The 16,248-nt window shown below is 66.5% G+C and carries 17 protein-coding genes; 11 read left to right on the top strand and 6 right to left on the bottom strand.

Annotated features, from left to right (window positions below; translation table 11 throughout):
• The first annotated feature begins 4 nt into the window (after positions 1-4).
• The 11 genes from lepB to PCQ86_RS14965 all read left to right on the top strand — a co-directional run bounded on the left by lepB (position 5) and on the right by PCQ86_RS14965 (position 10,547).
• Entirely contained in the window at positions 5-982 is a 978-nt protein-coding gene (gene lepB, locus PCQ86_RS15015) for a signal peptidase I (RefSeq protein ID WP_041836392.1), read from the top strand.
• A gap of 27 nt (positions 983-1,009) precedes the next feature.
• A complete protein-coding gene (locus PCQ86_RS15010) occupies positions 1,010-1,387 on the top strand; it encodes a DUF4845 domain-containing protein (protein WP_172207998.1) in 378 nt (125 codons plus the stop codon).
• A 5-nt stretch (positions 1,388-1,392) separates the two neighbouring features.
• Positions 1,393-2,079: a ribonuclease III gene (gene rnc, locus PCQ86_RS15005; RefSeq protein WP_270174106.1), complete on the top strand. Its 687-nt coding sequence runs from the start codon at positions 1,393-1,395 to the stop codon at positions 2,077-2,079.
• Positions 2,076-3,089: a GTPase Era gene (era, locus tag PCQ86_RS15000; RefSeq protein ID WP_011806387.1), complete on the top strand. Its 1,014-nt coding sequence runs from the start codon at positions 2,076-2,078 to the stop codon at positions 3,087-3,089. Before rnc ends, era begins: the two co-directional genes overlap by 4 nt.
• Positions 3,090-3,342: 253 nt before the next feature.
• Positions 3,343-4,131 carry a DNA repair protein RecO gene (recO, locus tag PCQ86_RS14995; RefSeq protein ID WP_270174105.1) on the top strand — a complete coding sequence of 263 codons (789 nt, stop codon included), beginning with the start codon at positions 3,343-3,345 and terminating at the stop codon, positions 4,129-4,131.
• Between the two features lie 209 nt (positions 4,132-4,340).
• Complete coding sequence (locus tag PCQ86_RS14990; RefSeq protein ID WP_270174104.1) at positions 4,341-6,029, top strand: DUF4153 domain-containing protein; 1,689 nt, start codon at positions 4,341-4,343, stop codon at positions 6,027-6,029.
• A 139-nt stretch (positions 6,030-6,168) separates the two neighbouring features.
• Positions 6,169-6,948, top strand: a complete 780-nt coding sequence (locus tag PCQ86_RS14985) for a pyridoxine 5'-phosphate synthase (RefSeq protein ID WP_047351556.1) — start codon at positions 6,169-6,171, stop codon at positions 6,946-6,948.
• Positions 6,949-6,999: 51 nt separating this feature from the next.
• Positions 7,000-7,392, top strand: coding sequence for a holo-ACP synthase (gene acpS / locus PCQ86_RS14980; protein WP_011806383.1), 393 nt, complete (start codon positions 7,000-7,002; stop codon positions 7,390-7,392).
• A 67-nt stretch (positions 7,393-7,459) separates the two neighbouring features.
• Entirely contained in the window at positions 7,460-8,560 is a 1,101-nt protein-coding gene (gene nagZ / locus PCQ86_RS14975; RefSeq protein WP_270174103.1) for a beta-N-acetylhexosaminidase, read from the top strand.
• Positions 8,561-8,574: 14 nt separating this feature from the next.
• Positions 8,575-9,627 (top strand): 6-phosphofructokinase, encoded by a 1,053-nt coding sequence (locus tag PCQ86_RS14970; protein ID WP_047351555.1) that lies wholly within the window; start codon positions 8,575-8,577, stop codon positions 9,625-9,627.
• Positions 9,628-9,863: 236 nt separating this feature from the next.
• On the top strand, positions 9,864-10,547 hold the full coding sequence (locus PCQ86_RS14965) for a carboxymuconolactone decarboxylase family protein (protein WP_270174102.1): 684 nt from the start codon (positions 9,864-9,866) through the stop codon (positions 10,545-10,547).
• Between the two features lie 121 nt (positions 10,548-10,668).
• Here PCQ86_RS14965 and PCQ86_RS14960 read toward each other — a convergent pair whose 3' ends face one another.
• From PCQ86_RS14960 to PCQ86_RS14935, 6 genes are all read right to left on the bottom strand, one after another.
• Positions 10,669-10,908 (bottom strand): hypothetical protein, encoded by a 240-nt coding sequence (locus PCQ86_RS14960; RefSeq protein WP_270174101.1) that lies wholly within the window; start codon positions 10,906-10,908, stop codon positions 10,669-10,671.
• Positions 10,909-11,236: 328 nt separating this feature from the next.
• Positions 11,237-11,950, bottom strand: coding sequence for an ABC transporter ATP-binding protein (locus PCQ86_RS14955; RefSeq protein WP_011806378.1), 714 nt, complete (start codon positions 11,948-11,950; stop codon positions 11,237-11,239).
• Positions 11,950-12,717: a high-affinity branched-chain amino acid ABC transporter ATP-binding protein LivG gene (gene livG, locus PCQ86_RS14950; RefSeq protein WP_220637797.1), complete on the bottom strand. Its 768-nt coding sequence runs from the start codon at positions 12,715-12,717 to the stop codon at positions 11,950-11,952. The genes PCQ86_RS14955 and livG overlap by 1 nt, the downstream gene beginning before the upstream one ends.
• Complete coding sequence (locus PCQ86_RS14945) at positions 12,714-13,955, bottom strand: high-affinity branched-chain amino acid ABC transporter permease LivM (protein ID WP_011806376.1); 1,242 nt, start codon at positions 13,953-13,955, stop codon at positions 12,714-12,716. The genes livG and PCQ86_RS14945 overlap by 4 nt, the downstream gene beginning before the upstream one ends.
• Positions 13,955-14,881, bottom strand: a complete 927-nt coding sequence (gene livH / locus PCQ86_RS14940) for a high-affinity branched-chain amino acid ABC transporter permease LivH (protein WP_011806375.1) — start codon at positions 14,879-14,881, stop codon at positions 13,955-13,957. Before livH ends, PCQ86_RS14945 begins: the two co-directional genes overlap by 1 nt.
• Before the next feature lie 101 nt (positions 14,882-14,982).
• Positions 14,983-16,104: a branched-chain amino acid ABC transporter substrate-binding protein gene (locus PCQ86_RS14935; protein ID WP_011806374.1), complete on the bottom strand. Its 1,122-nt coding sequence runs from the start codon at positions 16,102-16,104 to the stop codon at positions 14,983-14,985.
• Positions 16,105-16,248: the final 144 nt, after the last annotated feature.

Here is a 16,248-nt window from a genome sequence, read left to right as displayed (position 1 = left end):
CGCTGTGCAAGTCATGCAATACATCACGGCCGCGGTGCTCGCGGCATTCGTGGGCTATGTGGGCGCGTGGTATTTCGGCGCGCTTGAGGGCAACTTCGCGCTGCTGCTGTTCCTGGCCACGGTGGTGACTGGGGCGTACTGGCTGGCCGAGCGCTTCATCTTCCTGCCCCGGCGCCGCCAGGCCGCGCAGGCACTGGAGGCTGCAGCGGCCCAGCGCCGCGCCGAGTTGGATCGCATGGGCATCCAGAAGGTGGACCAGGACGACCTCCAGGAAGCCAAGGGGCGCATCCTCATGCAACCCTGGTGGCTGGACTGGACAGCGGGGCTCTTCCCCGTGATCGCCATCGTCTTTCTGCTGCGCTCGTTCCTGTTCGAGCCCTTCAAGATTCCCTCGGGTTCGATGATCCCGACGCTGCTCGTGGGCGACCTGATCCTGGTGAACAAGTTCACCTATGGCCTGCGCCTGCCCGTGATCAACACCAAGATCACTGAAGGCAATCCGCTGCAGCGTGGTGACGTGGTGGTGTTCCGCTACCCGCCGCAACCCAACATGGACTACATCAAGCGCGTGGTGGGTATCCCAGGGGATGAGGTGGCCTACCTGAACAAGCGCCTGACGGTGAATGGCACGCCGGTGCCCACCACGGCACTACCGGACTTCTTCGACCCGGATGCGATGCGCTATTTCAAGCAGTTCGAGGAGCACCTGGGGGCACACCCGCACCGTCTTCTCAACAACCCCGAAGTTCCGGCGTTCGTGCAGGGTGCGAGCAATTACCAATTCCGCGATCAGTGCCGCTACAGCGTCGAGGGCGTGACCTGCAAGGTGCCTGAAGGGCACTACTTCATGATGGGTGACAACCGCGATAATTCGCTCGATTCGCGCTACTGGGGTTTCGTGCCGGACGGGAACATCGTGGGCAAGGCCTTCTTCGTGTGGATGAACTTCGGTAATCTCAAGCGCATCGGACCATTCAACTAACCAGTATTGGCAGAGAGGGAAGCAGACATGGGAGCACAACGCACCACCACTCGTTCGCGTCAGCGGGGGCTGTCGTTCATCGGCGTGATTTTCGTGGGCCTGATCGCTGTGGCCGCATTCGCGATCGGCGGGCAGTCCGTACCCATCTTCCTGGAATACTTCGCGATCAAGAAGGCCGCAGCGAAGGCGGCGCGCGACGGCTCGACGGTGCCCGAGATCCGCGCAGCGTTCGACCGGGCAGCAGCCATTGACGACATCCATTCCATTGCCGGCAAGGACCTGGAAATCACCAAGCGCAATGACAAGATCGTGGTGTCATTCAGCTATTCGCGTGAAATTGCCCTGGCGGGACCGGCCTTCCTGGTCTACCGCTTCCAGGAATCGACCCAACCCCCGAATTACTAGTCTTAGTGCAACCGGTCAGTCTCTCCACGCTGCAGCAACGCCTGCAGCATCAGTTCTCCGATGCGTCGCTGCTGCAGCGCGCGCTCACCCACCGCAGCTTCAGCGCGGACCACAACGAACGCCTGGAATTCCTGGGCGACTCGGTGCTGAGCCTCGCGGTCTCCAGCCTGCTGTTTCGCCGCATGCGCGACCTGCCCGAAGGGGAGTTGTCGCGCGTGCGTGCACTGCTCGTCAAGCAGGACTCGCTGCACCAGGTCGCCGTGCGGCTGCAGTTGCCGCCGGTGCTGCGCCTGGGGGAGGGCGAGGCCAAGTCCGGCGGCAAGCTGCGCCCGTCCATCCTGGCCGATGCATTGGAAGCGATCATCGGTGCGGTGTACCTGGATGCGGGCTATGAGTGCGCCGAGCAGCTGGTGCACCGCCTGTTCGAGGGCGTGGAGTTGAGTCCGCGCTTGCAGGAGGCGGCGAAGGATGCCAAGACCGCGTTGCAGGAGTGGCTGCAGGGCCGCAAAATGAATCTGCCTCAGTACCGGGTCGTCTCCACCACGGGCGCCGCGCACAACCAGGTGTTCCATGTGGAGTGCGAGGTGGTCGAGTTGCAGCGCGTGGAGCGCGGCAGCGGCGCATCGCGCCGCGCCGCTGAGCAGGCCGCCGCCGGTGCCATGCTGGCCCAGTTGAAAGCGAAAAACGTATGAATGCTACTGAAACCGTAGCTGGTAGCGCAGACGATTCGGGCGCTAGCGGCCAAAATGACCTGGAAGCCATGCTGGCGGCCGCGCGCCCCGGCGGCGATGCCCCGGCCGAGGCCAGCGGCCAGCGCTGCGGGCTGATCGCCATCGTGGGCAAACCCAATGTGGGCAAGTCCACGCTGATGAATGCGCTGGTGGGGCAGAAGATTTCCATCACCAGTCGCAAGGCGCAGACCACGCGCCACCGTATCACGGGCATCCGCACGCGCGGCGCCACGCAGTTCGTGTTCGTGGACACGCCGGGCTTTCAGACCCGGCATTCCACCGCGCTCAACAAGTCGCTCAACAAGACCGTGATGGGCGCGATTGGCGACGTGGACCTGATTCTCTTCGTGGTCGAGGCCGGCAGCTTCACGCTGGCCGACGCCAAGGTGCTGTCGCTGTTCAAGCCGGGCATCCCCACGCTGCTCATCGCCAACAAGCTCGATACCGTGCATCGCCGCGCCGAGATCGCACCGTGGCTGCGGGACATGCAGGGCCGCCACCCGTTCGCGGAGTTCGTGCCCATGTCGGCCAAGAACAAGGGCGATATCGAGCGCCTGTACGGCATCTGCGAAAAGTACCTGCCCGAGCAGCCCTGGTGGTATGCCGAGGACGAGTTGACTGACCGCAGCGAGAAATTCCTCGCCTCTGAAACCGTGCGCGAGAAGCTGTTCCGCTTCACGGGCGACGAATTGCCCTACACCTCCACGGTGGTCATCGACAAGTTCGATGAGGAAAAGAGCAAGCAGCACAAGCGCTTCATCCGCATCGCGGCCACCATCGTGGTGGAGCGCGACGGTCACAAGGCCATGGTGATCGGCGAAAAGGGCGAACGCCTGAAGCGCATCAGCACCGAGGCACGGCAGGAGCTTGAAAAGCTCATGGATGCCAAGGTGTTTCTGGAGGTCTGGGTCAAGGTGCGTTCCGGCTGGGCCGATGATGAAGCGCGCGTGCGCTCCTTCGGTTATGAATAGGACCGTCCCGTGAACGGCTGTGCCGTCTTCCCCCGCGCGCGGCGCTGCGTTTCGCGGGCACAGGGGTGACGCGGTGGCTGGGCAAGGCTCGCTCCGCGCAGGCTTCTGGCGTGGCCCGTTTCGCTGCTCTCTGACGGGTGGTGCAGTGGCGACGTCACGCGGCGCGGGGGATGCTTGCACACGGATTTTCAAGCAAATCAGCCTCCAGCGCTCATCTGTCAAGCGTTGGACGCTATTTAAAAGATAGCAATTCATGGCCGCCCGCCGCATCGCCGACGAGCCCGCCTACGTACTCCACAGCTACGACTGGAGTGAATCCAGCCTGATCCTGGAGACGTTCACGCGCCATTACGGCCGCGTGGCGCTGGTCGCCAAAGGGGCGAAGAAGCCCACCTCCAACTTTCGGCCCGTGCTGCTGCCGCTGCAGCCGCTGCGGGTGACCTACACGCTGGGCGGCGAGGGGCATGGCGAGATCCATGCGCTCAAGGGCGCGGAGTGGGCGGGTGGCCATGTCATGCCGACGGGCGATGCGTTGCTATCGGGCCTGTACCTCAACGAACTGCTCCTGCGGCTGCTGGCGCGTGAGGACACCCACGCGCCGCTGTTCGATACCTATGCCGGCGTGGTGCGCGTGCTGGCAACCGTGGACCACGAGGGGGAACATGGCGATGCGCTGGAGCCCGTGCTGCGCAGCTTCGAGCTGCTGCTGCTGCGCGAGATCGGCCTGTTGCCGGGCCTGAATGCGGAGACCTCCACGCTTGCTCCGCTGCACGCGGCGGCGCGCTACGCGCTCGTGCCGGAAGCCGGCCTGCGCCCGGCCGTGCCGGCCGACCGGGCGGCGCTTTCGGGAGGCCAGTGGCTGGCCCTGCAGGGCGCGCTGGACGAGCCCGCGCGCTACACCGCCACGCTGCGGGCCATCGCGACAGCCGAGGCGCCGGTGGCGGCCGATCTCAAGACGCAGTTGCGTGCGCTGCTGCAATACCACTGCGGCAGCCCCTTGCTGCGCACGCGCCAGCTGATGATGGATCTGCAGAAACTCTGAGAAGTTGTCCTCAGGCTTTCCACGCGGCGCTTGGCACCGCACCCGGCGGCGTGGCATATCTTGCCAATGGCACGCGCTGTCGGCGCCCGATGTGCCGTGCAGACGGGCCAGTCCGCGAGAATCGCTTCCGCGATGGGTTTGAGGGCAGCTTCTGAAACACAGACGACGGGAGGGAACAGGGCATGGAGCATGGCAGGGCAAGAGGGTGGATGATCGGCTGGGCGATCGCGCAGGGCGCCGCATTGTGGGCGTTGCACGGGCTGCTGCCGAAGGGCGACGCCGCTGTGCTCTGGCCGCTCTACGCCGTGGTGCTGGCGGTGCCGCCGACCCTGCAACTGCTGGCCGCGTACCGTGCACGCCGCCTGCTGTGGGTGTACGCAGCGGCCCTGGCCATGGTGTTCGCCGCGGCCGCGGCTTATGCGGGCCATGCCTCGCTGGGTGAGAACCGCGGCCGCGCCGCCATGGCCCTGGGGGTGCTGCTGTCCTGCAGCTGGTTCGTGCTGCTGCCTTTTGCCGAGCAACGCCTGGCCAGCGGCACCTGGGCGCGCGACTACGCCCGGCTCTTCGCCACGGCCTGGCGCCATGCCTTCCAGTTGCTGTTGGCGGGCCTGTTCGCCGGGCTGTTCTGGGCCCTGCTGTTCCTGCTGGCCGGGCTGTTCAAGGTGCTGGGCGTGTCGCTATTTCTGGACACATTCACCAGCCGCCCGTTCGTCTACATGGCTACCCCGATGGCGTTCAGCATAGGGTTGTCGCTGTACGCGGCGCGGGAAGAAGCGTTGGCGGGTTTCTGGCGTTCGATGCTCCAGGTGCTGGGCTGGCTGTTGCCGCTGGCCTGCATGATCGCTTTGCTGTTCCTCGTGGCGCTGCCGGTGCGCGGCCTGGCACCGCTGTGGAAGACCGGGCACGCCACGGCGCTCATGCTCGGGCTCATGGCGTGGCTGGTGTTTCTGTTCAACGTGGCCTGGAGCGACGGCCGGGCGGAAAGCCAGCGCTTCGGCCCCGGGCTGCAGCGCTTTTGCGCGGCCGGCCTGCTGGCAATGCCCGTGTATGCCGCGCTGTGCGCCTATGCGCTGGGACTGCGGGTGGCGCAGTATGGCTGGAGCGCGGACCGCGTCTGGGCCGCGCTGGCCGTGGCCCTGATGGCGGTCTACGCCGTCGGGTATGCGGTGGCCGCACTGCGGCGCGGTGCGCCCTGGATGGCGCTGGCGCGGCGGGTGAACGTGGCGGCGGCCTGGCTGGCCGTTGCGCTGGCCTTGTTGACCTGCACGCCCGTGCTGGACCCGGCGCGCATCGCTGTCGCCAGCCAACTGGCGCGCCTGCAAGCGCAGCGCGTGGACGTGCAGGCCTTCGACTTCCGCTACCTGCGCTGGGACGCGGGCCGGGCCGGTCGCGCGGCGTTGGAGCAGTTGGCGCAGGAGCAGAGCCACCCCCAGGCCGCGCAGATCCGGGAACAGGCCCAGGCGGCCCAGCAGGACACGCACCGGTACGCGCGGGGCCGTGGAACGCCTGTTTGGACCGCCGAGACCCTGCGCGCCCGGTTGCAGCCGTTTCCCGCCGAGGCGGCGCCCGATGCCGCATGGCTTGAATTCCTGCTCACCCAGCTGCGGGGGAACCAGCTGTCGCTGACCTGCACCGAGGCCGCGCCCTGTCCCGTCCTGCGCATCGACCTGGACGGTGACGGGCAGGCGGAGCAGGTGCTGCTCAGCGGCTATGCGAGCCAGGTGTTCGCGCGGGACGGTGCGCAGTGGCGGACGGTGGGGCGTCTGCAGGGCAACCTCCGGCATGTGCAGGGCGCGCGGGCCGGGCAGTGGGTGGAGCAGGGCGTCCAGACCCAGCCACCCCGTTGGCGCGACTTGGTGATCGGCGGCGAGCGCTACTCGGTGCGCGAGACGGACTGAGGTGGCCCGGCGGCGTTGTGCAGGCGCCCCGGCGCGGCCGCAACCCGCGCCGCCGCGCGCCGCGGCCTTGCGCAGCGTCGTCCCCGCCCCCGTCGCAGATTGCTATATTGCCTAGCTTCACGCCACCGCTTCGCATCCCATGACCACCTCCCACGCGCGCACCGCCCTCTCCGTGAACGTCAACAAAGTGGCGCTGGTGCGCAACACGCGCCATCTGGGCATCCCCAGCGTGCTGCGCGCCGCGCAGCTGTGCCTGGAGGCGGGGGCGCAGGGCATCACCGTCCATCCGCGCCCCGACGAGCGGCACATCCGTGCGCACGATGTGTACCAACTGGCCGAGCTGCTCAAGCAATGGCCGCAGGCCGAGTACAACATCGAGGGCAACCCCACGCACAACCTGATGGAGTTCATCCGCCAGGTGCGCCCGCACCAGGCCACCTTCGTGCCCGACAGCCAGGACCAGTTCACCAGCGACCACGGCTGGAGCTTTCCGCAAGATGCCGAGCGCCTGGCGCCCCTGATTGCCGAATGCCGGCAGTTGGGCGTGCGCGTGAGCCTGTTCATGGACCCCGTGCCCGAGCAGATGGCCGCCGCGCGCGCCGTGGGGGCCGACCGCGTGGAGCTGTACACCGAGCCTTACGCCGCCGCCTGGGGCACGCCGCAGCAGGCCGTGCAACTGGAGCGCTACCGTGCTGCCGCCCAGGCCGCGCTGGATGTCGGCCTGGGGGTGAACGCGGGCCACGACCTCAGCCGCGACAACCTGGCGGACTTCCTGGCCCACGTGCCCGGCGTGCTGGAGGTGTCCATCGGCCATGCGCTGATCGCCGATGCGCTGGAGTTGGGCTACGGCGACACGGTGCGCGCCTACCAGCGCTGCATCGCCCAGGGCATGACGGAGCGGGGACTCCTGAAACCATAGCTGCTGGCGCTTGTTGGATAAGCGCTAGAGACCTATTTGACTCATAACCCCATGATCTACGGCATCGGTACCGACATCTGCGACGTGCGCCGCATCCGCGCCAGCCTGGCGCGCCATGGCGATCGCTTCGCCGAAAAGGTGCTGGCCGATGGCGAGCTGGCGACCTGGCGCGCACGCTCGGCACGCTGGCCCGAGCGCGGCGTGCGCTACCTGGCCACGCGCTTTTCTGCCAAGGAGGCGTTCAGCAAGGCCATCGGCTTGGGGCTGCACATGCCCATGACCTGGCGGCACTGCGAGGTGGCCAACCTGCCCAGCGGGCAGCCCACAATCGTGCTGCACGGCGCGCTGCAGGACTGGTTTGCCGCGCGCGGCCTGCGCTGCCACCTGAGCGTGACCGACGAGAGCGACTACGCCGCCAGCTTCTGCGTGGTCGAGAAAGATTGAAGCCAAATCAGCCCGAAGCGCTTGTGTGGCAAGCGCTGGTAGCTATCAAAATGAAAGCATGCAACCCATGACAGAACACGCACCCCTCATCATCGACGTGGCCGGCACGCAGCTCACCGCCACCGATCGCCAGCGCTTGGCCCACCCGCTCGTGGGCGGCGTGATCCTGTTCGCGCGCAACTGGGAGCACCGCGCGCAGTTGCTGGAACTCACCGCCGCCATCAAGGCCGTGCGGGGCGATCTGCTGATCTGCGTGGACCACGAGGGCGGTCGCGTGCAGCGCTTCAAGACCGATGGCTTCACGCACATCCCGCCCATGCGTGCCTTCGGCGAGCTGTGGATGGACGACGGCAAGGGCAGCAAGCACCGCGAAGGCAGCGGCGCCCTGCGCGCCATGGACGCCGCCACGGCGGCGGGCTACGTGCTGGGCAGCGAGCTGCGCGCCTGCGGTGTGGACTTCTCCTTCACGCCGGTGCTCGACCTGGACTACGGCGCCAGCGGCGTGATCGGCGACCGGGCCTTTGCCCGCGACCCGCGCGTGGTCGCCATGCTGGCGCGCGCGCTCATGCAGGGCCTGCTGCAGGCCGGCATGGCCAATTGCGGCAAGCACTTCCCGGGCCATGGCTTCGTAGCGGCCGATTCGCACACCGAGATTCCGGTGGACCGCCGCAGTCTCACGGCGATCCTGGCCGACGACGCGGCCCCGTACCCGTGGCTGTCCACGGTGCTCACCAGCGTGATGCCCGCGCATGTGATCTATCCCAAGGTGGACAACCGCCCGGCGGGCTTCTCCACCAAGTGGCTGCAGGACATCCTGCGCGGACGGCTGCGCTTTGACGGCGCCGTTTTCAGCGACGACCTGAGCATGGAGGGCGCCCGTCGTTTGAACGGCCTGGACGGCGAGGTGGTCAGCTACACCGACGCCGGTGTGGCCGCGCTCAATGCCGGCTGCGACCTGGTGCTGCTGTGCAACCAGAGCCTGGGCGGCGGCGCGGCGGTGGACGAACTCATCGATGGCCTGGCTTCCGCGCAGGCCGCGGGCCGCTGGCAGGCCAGCGGTGCGAGCGAGGCGCGCCGCCTGGCTCTGCTGCCCGAGACACTGCCCCAGCCGTGGGACGACCTCATGGTGCAGCCAGCGTACATGCACGCGCTGGACCTGCTGCCTTGAAACGGGTGGCGGCGATGCGTGTCGGCGTACTCACCGGCGGGGGCGACTGCCCGGGGCTGAACGCGGTGATCCGCGCGGTCACCAAGTCGCTGATCCACCACGGACACTGCGAGGTACTGGGCATCGAAGACGGCTTCGAGGGCCTGATGGGCGAAGCGTCGCGCGCGCGGCTGCTCACCTGGGACCAGGTCTCGGGCATCGTGCACATGGGCGGCACCATCCTGGGCACGAGCAACAGCGCCAACCCGCTGAAGGACGAAGCGACGCTGGCCCAGGTGGAGCGCAACGTGCGCGCGCTGGGCCTGGACGTGGTGGTGGCCATTGGCGGCGACGGCACCATGAGCCTGGCCCATGGCCTGGCGCGGATCGGGCTGCAATGCGTGGGTGTGCCCAAGACCATCGACAACGACATCGCGCTGTGCGAGCGCAGCTTCGGCTTTGACACCGCCGTGGCCACGGCCACCGACGCGATGCGCCGCATCGAGAGCACGGCTTACAGCCACCACCGCGTCATGATCGTCGAGACCATGGGCCGCCATGCGGGCTGGCTGGCCCTGGAAAGCGGCATTGCCGCCGCGGCCGACGTGATCCTGCTGCCCGAGATCGACTACGACCTGCAGCCCATCATCGAGCGCTGCCGTCGGCGCGAGCAGCGCCAGCGTTACACCGTCATCTGCATCGGCGAAGGCGCCAAGGAGCGCGGCGCCGGCCTCACGGTGCGCGAGCAGGTGGCCCACAGCCCCGACCCCGTGCGCCTGGGTGGCGTGGGCCATGTGCTGCGCCAGCGGCTGCAGCCGCACCTGCAAAGCGAGGTGCGCACTACCGTGCTGGGCCATGTGCAGCGCGGGGGCGACCCGACCGCGTTCGATCGTGTGCTGGCCACGCGCTTCGGTCACCGGGCGGCGCAACTGGTGATCGATGGCCAGTTCGGCCACATGGTCACGCTACAGGGCGGGCACATCGCCAGTGTCCCCATCGCCCAGGTGGCCAACACCCAGCGCAAGGTGCCGCTGGACCATGAACTGATCGCCATCGCGCGGGCGATCGACGTGTGCCTGGGGGAGTAGATATTAGATATGCCGGTTGTGCTTCATTTTTAGGAGCTGCTTGCGCTTGATACACAAGGCTTAGAGACAAATTCGATTCGCATTTTGTCCTGCATGCCAACGCGGTCTTACGACCGTGTCGGCCGGGTGTTCTGCCGCGCATCTGCGACGATCAGGGCTGGCCGGAACGCCGGGCCAGCCAGCGGTAGCCCATCGCTGGCGCCGGGTTTTTCTGCCGGACTGGCATCGGGAGCGGTATGCGTGAACGGGTGAATCTTGGAAAGAGCGCCCCCGCGCTGTATCAGGCGGTGGTGGAGTTGGACCGGTTGGCGTCCGAGGCTGCGGCACAGGCCGGCATCGCGACGGGGCTCACGCACCTCCTGCGCCTGCGGGCATCCCAGCTCAACCGGTGCGCCTTCTGTGTCACGCTGCACGCACGGGACGCGCTGGCCAGCCAGGAGAGCGGCGACCGCATTGCGGTGCTGCCCGCGTGGCGTGAGACCGATTACTTCAGCCCGAAGGAGCGCGCCGCTCTGGAACGGGTGGAAGCCGTCACCTTGGTCGCGGACGGGCAGGTGCCCGATGCCGTTTACGCACAAGCAGCAGGCGTCTTGTCCAAGGAGGAGATAGCCGCCGTTGAATGGCTGGAGTGGTCATCAACGCCTGGAACCGGATCGCCATCTCCAGCCGCTACCCCGTCAGGGCCTGACGGCGGCGTGCCGCCGCAGCGGCCTATGCTCTTACATAAAGTCCGCCGCACGGTGCGGGCCCTGGACAAGCCCGCGTGCGGACGACACGCCCTGCGGGCGCCGGCATGGCTGGATGGGGAAGGATGTTCACACGCATCAGGTGGGCCTGACCGCACTCACCGCGCCTTTGGTGCGAATGAAGAGGGTGCCGCGGAGCTGTGCGCTGGGTGCCAAGCCAGCGGCGGGCGGTAGTCGGCCAAGCTGTTGGGGCCGGGAAACCCGTTCGGGAGATTGGTAGACGGCGGCAGCGGCGGTGCCTGCCCGCAGGTGCCGAAAGCGCTTGCGCGCCCAGGCACCGTTGGGGTTACCACGTTCAGCGATCCCGCTGGTTCTGCTTGCCGCCCATTTGGTTGGGGCTCTGCTGGCTCTGCAATTTCTGCTGATCACGCTGATCCTGCGGGTTCAGGTTCTGCTGCCGGCTCGGATCCTGCTGGCCTTGTTGGCCCTGCTGTTGGTTCTGTTGGTTCTGCTGGTTTTGCTGGTTTTGCTGGTTCTGCTGGTTCTGCTGCTGTTGTTGTTGCTGATTCTGGGTTTGGTTGCCTTGCTGTGCCATGGTCGTTCTCCAAAGAGGTGGACAGGCGGGATTGCCTGCAGATCCATTGAAATGGTCGCGTACAGGGAAACAGGTCAGCGGTTTCCTACTGAGTGGTAGGAGGCACGCTACTGCGGCGGCCATTCTTTGGGCTGCGACGTGGGGCAGTCCCGGCACTTGCCACGGGAAACGCGGGGGCCTCAGCACCGCACGCGTTGCAAAGCAGGGCGCGCTTGGCGTTCAGGTGGAATCTGAAGGAAATATGATTCCAAGCCTTATGGGGTAAGCGCGAGCAGCTATCAAAAGAAAAGCGGCCTGTAGGCCGCTTTCGTGTCGCACCAGCGTTGCGTCAAGCGCCCAGATAGGCCTTGCGCACGTCCGCATTGGTGAGCAGGGCGGCGCCTGTGTCCTCCAGCACCACGCGGCCGTTTTCCAGCACGTAGCCGCGGTCGGCGATCTGCAGGGCGCGGTTGGCGTTCTGCTCCACCAGAAACACGGTCACGCCCTCGGCACGGATGGCCTGGATGATCTCGAAGATCTGCGCAATGATCAGCGGCGCCAGGCCCAGCGTGGGCTCGTCCAGCAGCAGCAGGCGGGGCTTGCTCATCAGCGCGCGGCCGATGGCCAGCATCTGCTGCTCGCCACCCGACATGGTGCCCGCACGCTGCGCTGCGCGGTCCTTCAGGCGCGGAAACAGCTTGAACACGTGTTCCATGCCCTCCTCAATGGCCGCGCCGTCCTGGAAGAAGCCGCCCATCTTCAGGTTCTCGACCACGGTCAGGTTCGAGAAGATGCGGCGTCCCTCGGGCGAGACGGCGATGCCCTTGCGCATGATGAGGTGCGTGGGTTGCTGGGTGATGTCCTCGCCCTCGAAGCGCACGGTGCCGCCGCTGGCGCGCGGCGTGCCGCACAGGGTCATGAGCAGCGAGGTCTTGCCCGCGCCATTGGAGCCGATCAGCGAGACGATTTCGCCCTGGTTCACGTGCAGGCTCACGCCATTCACGGCGCAGATCGCGCCGTAGTGCGTGGACAGGTTTTCTACTTGCAGCATGGGCTGGGCCATCACGCTTCCCCCAGATAGGCCTTGATGACCCGTTCGTCGTTGCGGATGGCGTCGGGCGTGCCCATGGCGATGGGTTTGCCGTATTCCATGACCAGGATGCGCTCGGAAACGCCCATCACCAGCCCCATGTCGTGCTCGATGAGCAGCACCGTCACGCCGTACTGGCGGCGCAATTGGTCGATCAGCGCCTGCAGGTCCTTCTTCTCCTGCGGGTTCAGGCCCGCGGCGGGCTCGTCCAGCATGAGCAGGCGCGGCTTGGTGATCATGCAGCGCGCGATCTCCAGGCGGCGCTGGTGTCCGTAGGCCAGGTTGCCTGCCTCGCGGTTCACGAACTCGCGCAGGCCCATCACGTCCAGCCAGTGCATGGCTTGATCGATCTTCTCGGCCTCGCTCCGGCGATAGCTTGCCGTATTGAACAGGCCCGCGAGCAGCGGCGCCTGCGACTGGTGGTGCTGGGCCACCAGCAGGTTCTCCAGCACCGTCATGCCCTTGAACAGGCGCACGTTCTGGAACGTGCGCACCACGCCCTGACGCGCGACCTGGTGGCTGGTGTAGCCCGCGATGGCCTGGCCCTGCAGCGCGATCTGGCCGCTGCTGGGCTGGTAGAAGCCGCTGATGCAGTTGAACACCGTGGTCTTGCCCGCACCGTTGGGGCCGATGATGGCAAACACCTCCTGCGGCTTCACGTCGAAGGCCACATGGTCCACCGCCAGCAGGCCGCCGAAGCGCATGCACAGGTCCTTGACCTCAAGCAGGGGGGCGCTCATGCGGGCACCTCCACATGGTGGCGTTTCATGGGCAGCAGGCCCTGCGGGCGCCACACCATCATCAGGATCATGACCAGGCCGAAGATCAGCATGCGGTACTCGGAGAATTCGCGTGCCAGTTCGGGCAACACGGTGAGGATGATGGCCGCCACGATCACGCCCAGCTGCGAGCCCATGCCGCCCAGCACCACGATGGCCAGGATCAGCGCAGACTCGATGAAGGTGAACGACTCGGGGTTCACGATGCCCTGGCGCGCCGCGAAGAACGCGCCGCCGAAGCCCGCGAACATGGCGCCCAGCGTGAAGGCCGAGAGCTTGATCTTCATGGGGTTCAGGCCCAGCGACCGGCAGGCGATCTCGTCCTCGCGCAGTGCCTCCCAGGCGCGGCCGATGGGCATGCGGATCAGGCGGTTGCTGATGAACAGCGTGACCACCGCGAGCAGCAGCGCCATCAGGTACAGGGCGATCACCATGTGCAGGGAGTTGAACTCCATCCCGAAGAACTGGTGGAAGGTGGTGCCGCCCTCCACGGTGGGCGAGCGCGTCATCTCCAGGCCCAGCACGGACGGCTTGGGGATGCTGGAGATGCCGTCTGGTCCGCCCGTCCAGTCGGTCAGGTTGACCAGCAGCAGCCGGATGATTTCGCCAAAGCCCAGCGTCACGATGGCCAGATAGTCACCCCGCAGGCGCAGCACTGGAAAGCCCAGCACGAAGCCGAACAGCGCCGCCGCCGCGCCGGCCAGGGGAAGGGCTTCCCAGAAGCTCCAGCCGGCCCAGTGGAACAGCAGCGCATAGGTGTAGGCACCCACGGCATAGAAGCCCACGAAGCCCAGGTCCAACAGGCCGGCGAAGCCCACCACGATGTTCAGGCCGAGGCCCAGCATCACGTAGATCATGGCCAGCGTGGCGATGTCCACGGCGTTGCGGCCGGCGAAGAACGGCCACGATGCTGCGATCATCAGCGCCACGAAGATCAGCACCTTGCGCTGGCCCGGCGCCGCCTGAGGCAGGCTGGGCAGCGACAGCTTGGGCAGCCGCGCGCCCAGCAGCGGGCGCAGCAGTTGCACCACGAACACGGCGAGGCACCCCCACAGCAGCGTGCGCCACTCGGGCACGATGATGGTGCGCGTGCCTGCGCGCTCCAGGTGCAGCGTGAAGATGGGCAGTACCACGATGGCCGCCAGAAAGGTGGCGATCAGCGCGTTCTTGAGATGGGAAGAAAAACCGGTGGCGTGCATCAGACTTTCTCCACTTCAGGCTTGCCCAGCAGGCCCGTGGGGCGCACCAGCAGGATGAGCACCAGCAGGCCGAAGGCCACGATGTCCTTGTACTCCGACGAGATGTAGGCGGCGGCGAAGGTCTCGGCCACGCCCAGGATCACCCCGCCCAGCATGGCGCCGGGAATGGAGCCGATGCCCCCGAGGACGGCCGCCGTGAACGCCTTGATGCCTGCGATGAACCCGATGAAGGGGTTGAGCTTGCCCACGGCGAGCGCGATCAGCACGCCGCCCACGGCCGCCAGCATGGCGCCCAGGATGAAGGTGAACGAGATCACGCGGTTGGTGTCGATGCCCAGCAGGTTGGCCATGTGCATGTCCTGCGAGCAGGCGCGCGAGGCGCGGCCCATGCGCGAGTGCTGGATGTACAGCGTGAGCGCAATCATCAGCACCACCGCCACGGCGATGATGAGGATGCGCGAGTAGGGCACGTAGACCTCGAAGCCGCCTTCGCTGCCAAAGCGCAGCGCGCCGGGGATCAGCGAGGGCACGGCCATGTCGCGCGCGCCCTGGCCCAGCGCCACCCAGTTCTGCAGGAAGATGGACATGCCGATGGCCGAGATCAGCGCCACCAGGCGCGGGCTGCTGCGCAGGGGCTTATAGGCCACCTGCTCCACCACGAAGCCGTAGACGCCCGTGATGGCCACCGCTACCACCAGCATCAGGGCGATGATCGCCCACACCGGCAGGCCACTCTGCACGCCGACGGCCGACAGCGTGACCAGGCCGATGTAGGCGCCGATCATGTAGATGTCGCCATGGGCGAAGTTGATCATTCCGATGATGCCGTAGACCATCGTGTAGCCGATCGCGATCAGCGCGTAGATGGCGCCCAGCGAAAGACCATTGAACAGCTGTTGTACCAGCTGGGGTATGAGATCAGACATGCATGCCACCCCTCAACAGGAAAAGGCCCCTCCAGGGGCCGAATGCAATGGACCAAGGGTGCGTGGCTTGCGCAACGCACCCTTGGGACGGGGAGGTGGGTTTACTTGGCGGCCAGGCTCTTGCTGCCGTCCTTGTGCCACTGGAAGACCTGGAAGTCGAAGCTGTTCAGGTCGCCCTGCTTGTTCCAGGACACGGGGCCCAGCACCGTTTCGATGGTGCTCTTGTGCAGGTGGTCGGCCACCTTGGCAGGGTTGTCACCCACGGCCTTGATGCTGTCCAGCAGTGCCTGGGTGGCGGCGAACGAGGTCAGCTGGAAGGCGCCGGACGCATTGCGCTTCTTGTCCTTGAAGGCGGCCACGACGGCAGCGTTCTTGGGGTTGGCAGCGAAGTCGGCCGGCAGCGTCACCAGCATGCCTTCCACGGCGTTACCCGCAATGGCGTTCACCTCGGGGTTGCCCACGCCCTCGGGGCCCATCATGCGCACCTTCAGGCCTTGCTCGCCGGCCTGGCGCAGCAGCAGGCCCATCTCGGGGTGGTAGCCGCCGTAGTACACGAAGTCCACGCCAGCGCTCTTGAGCTTGGTGATGACGGCGGAGTAGTCGCTGTCGCCGGCGTTGATGCCTTCGAACAGCGCCACGGTGATGCCGGCCTTCTTCAGGTCGTCACGCACGGAGGAGGCGATGCCCTGGCCATAGGACTGCTTGTCGTGCAGCACGGCGACCTTCTTGGGCTTGGCCTTTTCGGCGATGAACTTGGCAGCGGCAGGGCCCTGTTGGTCGTCACGGCCGATGGTGCGGAAGATGAAGTGGTAGTTCTTGCCGTCGGTGAGCGCCGGGGAGGTGGCCGACGGGGTGATGACGACCACGCCCTCGTTGTTGTAGATGGGAGCGGCAGCGATGGAGGCACCCGAACACACCGGGCCGATCACGTAGCCGATCTTGGCATTCACCACACGGTTGGCGGCCACGGGGCCTTGCTTGGGTTCGCAGGCATCGTCGATGGAGACCAACTCGATCTTCTTGCCGCCCACGCCGCCAGCGGCGTTGGCCATCTCGACGGCCGTGGTCACGCCTTCCTTGACCATGTCACCGTACTGCGTCAGCGGGCCAGTGGTGGGCATCACCATGGCGATCTTGACTTGCGCATGCGCGGTGGAGAACAAAGCGGCACCGGCCAGACCCAGTGCGGCAACGACGGTGTGCATGCGGAACGGAATGCTCATAGGACTCTTTCAACTTTGGGTAAAGCGGTCTGAAAAATCAACAGGCCCCGGTGGGGGCCTGAGACGTAGGCCGCAAAGATTAGCGGGATGTGTGGCGTTGGCAACAGGGTAACCGGGGGTGGCCCTGCCGGAAGGTTTTTGCTA

It is taken from the genome of Diaphorobacter sp. ED-3, from assembly GCF_027625375.1.
GTDB classification, from domain to species: Bacteria; Pseudomonadota; Gammaproteobacteria; order Burkholderiales; family Burkholderiaceae_C; genus Diaphorobacter; species Diaphorobacter nitroreducens.
The sequence above is the reverse complement of the archived record's forward strand: the minus strand, read 5'-3'. Positions and strand labels throughout refer to the sequence as shown.

Coding starts and splice junctions, on each gene's coding strand:
- PCQ86_RS14955 (WP_011806378.1), bottom strand. CDS start 11,950: ATGGCCCAGCCCATGCTGCAAGTAGAAAACCTGTCCACGCACTACGGC.
- PCQ86_RS14965 (WP_270174102.1), top strand. CDS start 9,864: ATGCGTGAACGGGTGAATCTTGGAAAGAGCGCCCCCGCGCTGTATCAG.
- PCQ86_RS14945 (WP_011806376.1), bottom strand. CDS start 13,955: ATGCACGCCACCGGTTTTTCTTCCCATCTCAAGAACGCGCTGATCGCC.
- PCQ86_RS15010 (WP_172207998.1), top strand. CDS start 1,010: ATGGGAGCACAACGCACCACCACTCGTTCGCGTCAGCGGGGGCTGTCG.
- PCQ86_RS14970 (WP_047351555.1), top strand. CDS start 8,575: ATGCGTGTCGGCGTACTCACCGGCGGGGGCGACTGCCCGGGGCTGAAC.
- livG (WP_220637797.1), bottom strand. CDS start 12,717: ATGAGCGCCCCCCTGCTTGAGGTCAAGGACCTGTGCATGCGCTTCGGC.
- PCQ86_RS14990 (WP_270174104.1), top strand. CDS start 4,341: ATGATCGGCTGGGCGATCGCGCAGGGCGCCGCATTGTGGGCGTTGCAC.
- livH (WP_011806375.1), bottom strand. CDS start 14,881: ATGTCTGATCTCATACCCCAGCTGGTACAACAGCTGTTCAATGGTCTT.
- era (WP_011806387.1), top strand. CDS start 2,076: ATGAATGCTACTGAAACCGTAGCTGGTAGCGCAGACGATTCGGGCGCT.
- PCQ86_RS14985 (WP_047351556.1), top strand. CDS start 6,169: ATGACCACCTCCCACGCGCGCACCGCCCTCTCCGTGAACGTCAACAAA.
- PCQ86_RS14935 (WP_011806374.1), bottom strand. CDS start 16,104: ATGAGCATTCCGTTCCGCATGCACACCGTCGTTGCCGCACTGGGTCTG.
- acpS (WP_011806383.1), top strand. CDS start 7,000: ATGATCTACGGCATCGGTACCGACATCTGCGACGTGCGCCGCATCCGC.
- recO (WP_270174105.1), top strand. CDS start 3,343: ATGGCCGCCCGCCGCATCGCCGACGAGCCCGCCTACGTACTCCACAGC.
- nagZ (WP_270174103.1), top strand. CDS start 7,460: ATGACAGAACACGCACCCCTCATCATCGACGTGGCCGGCACGCAGCTC.
- PCQ86_RS14960 (WP_270174101.1), bottom strand. CDS start 10,908: ATGGCACAGCAAGGCAACCAAACCCAGAATCAGCAACAACAACAGCAG.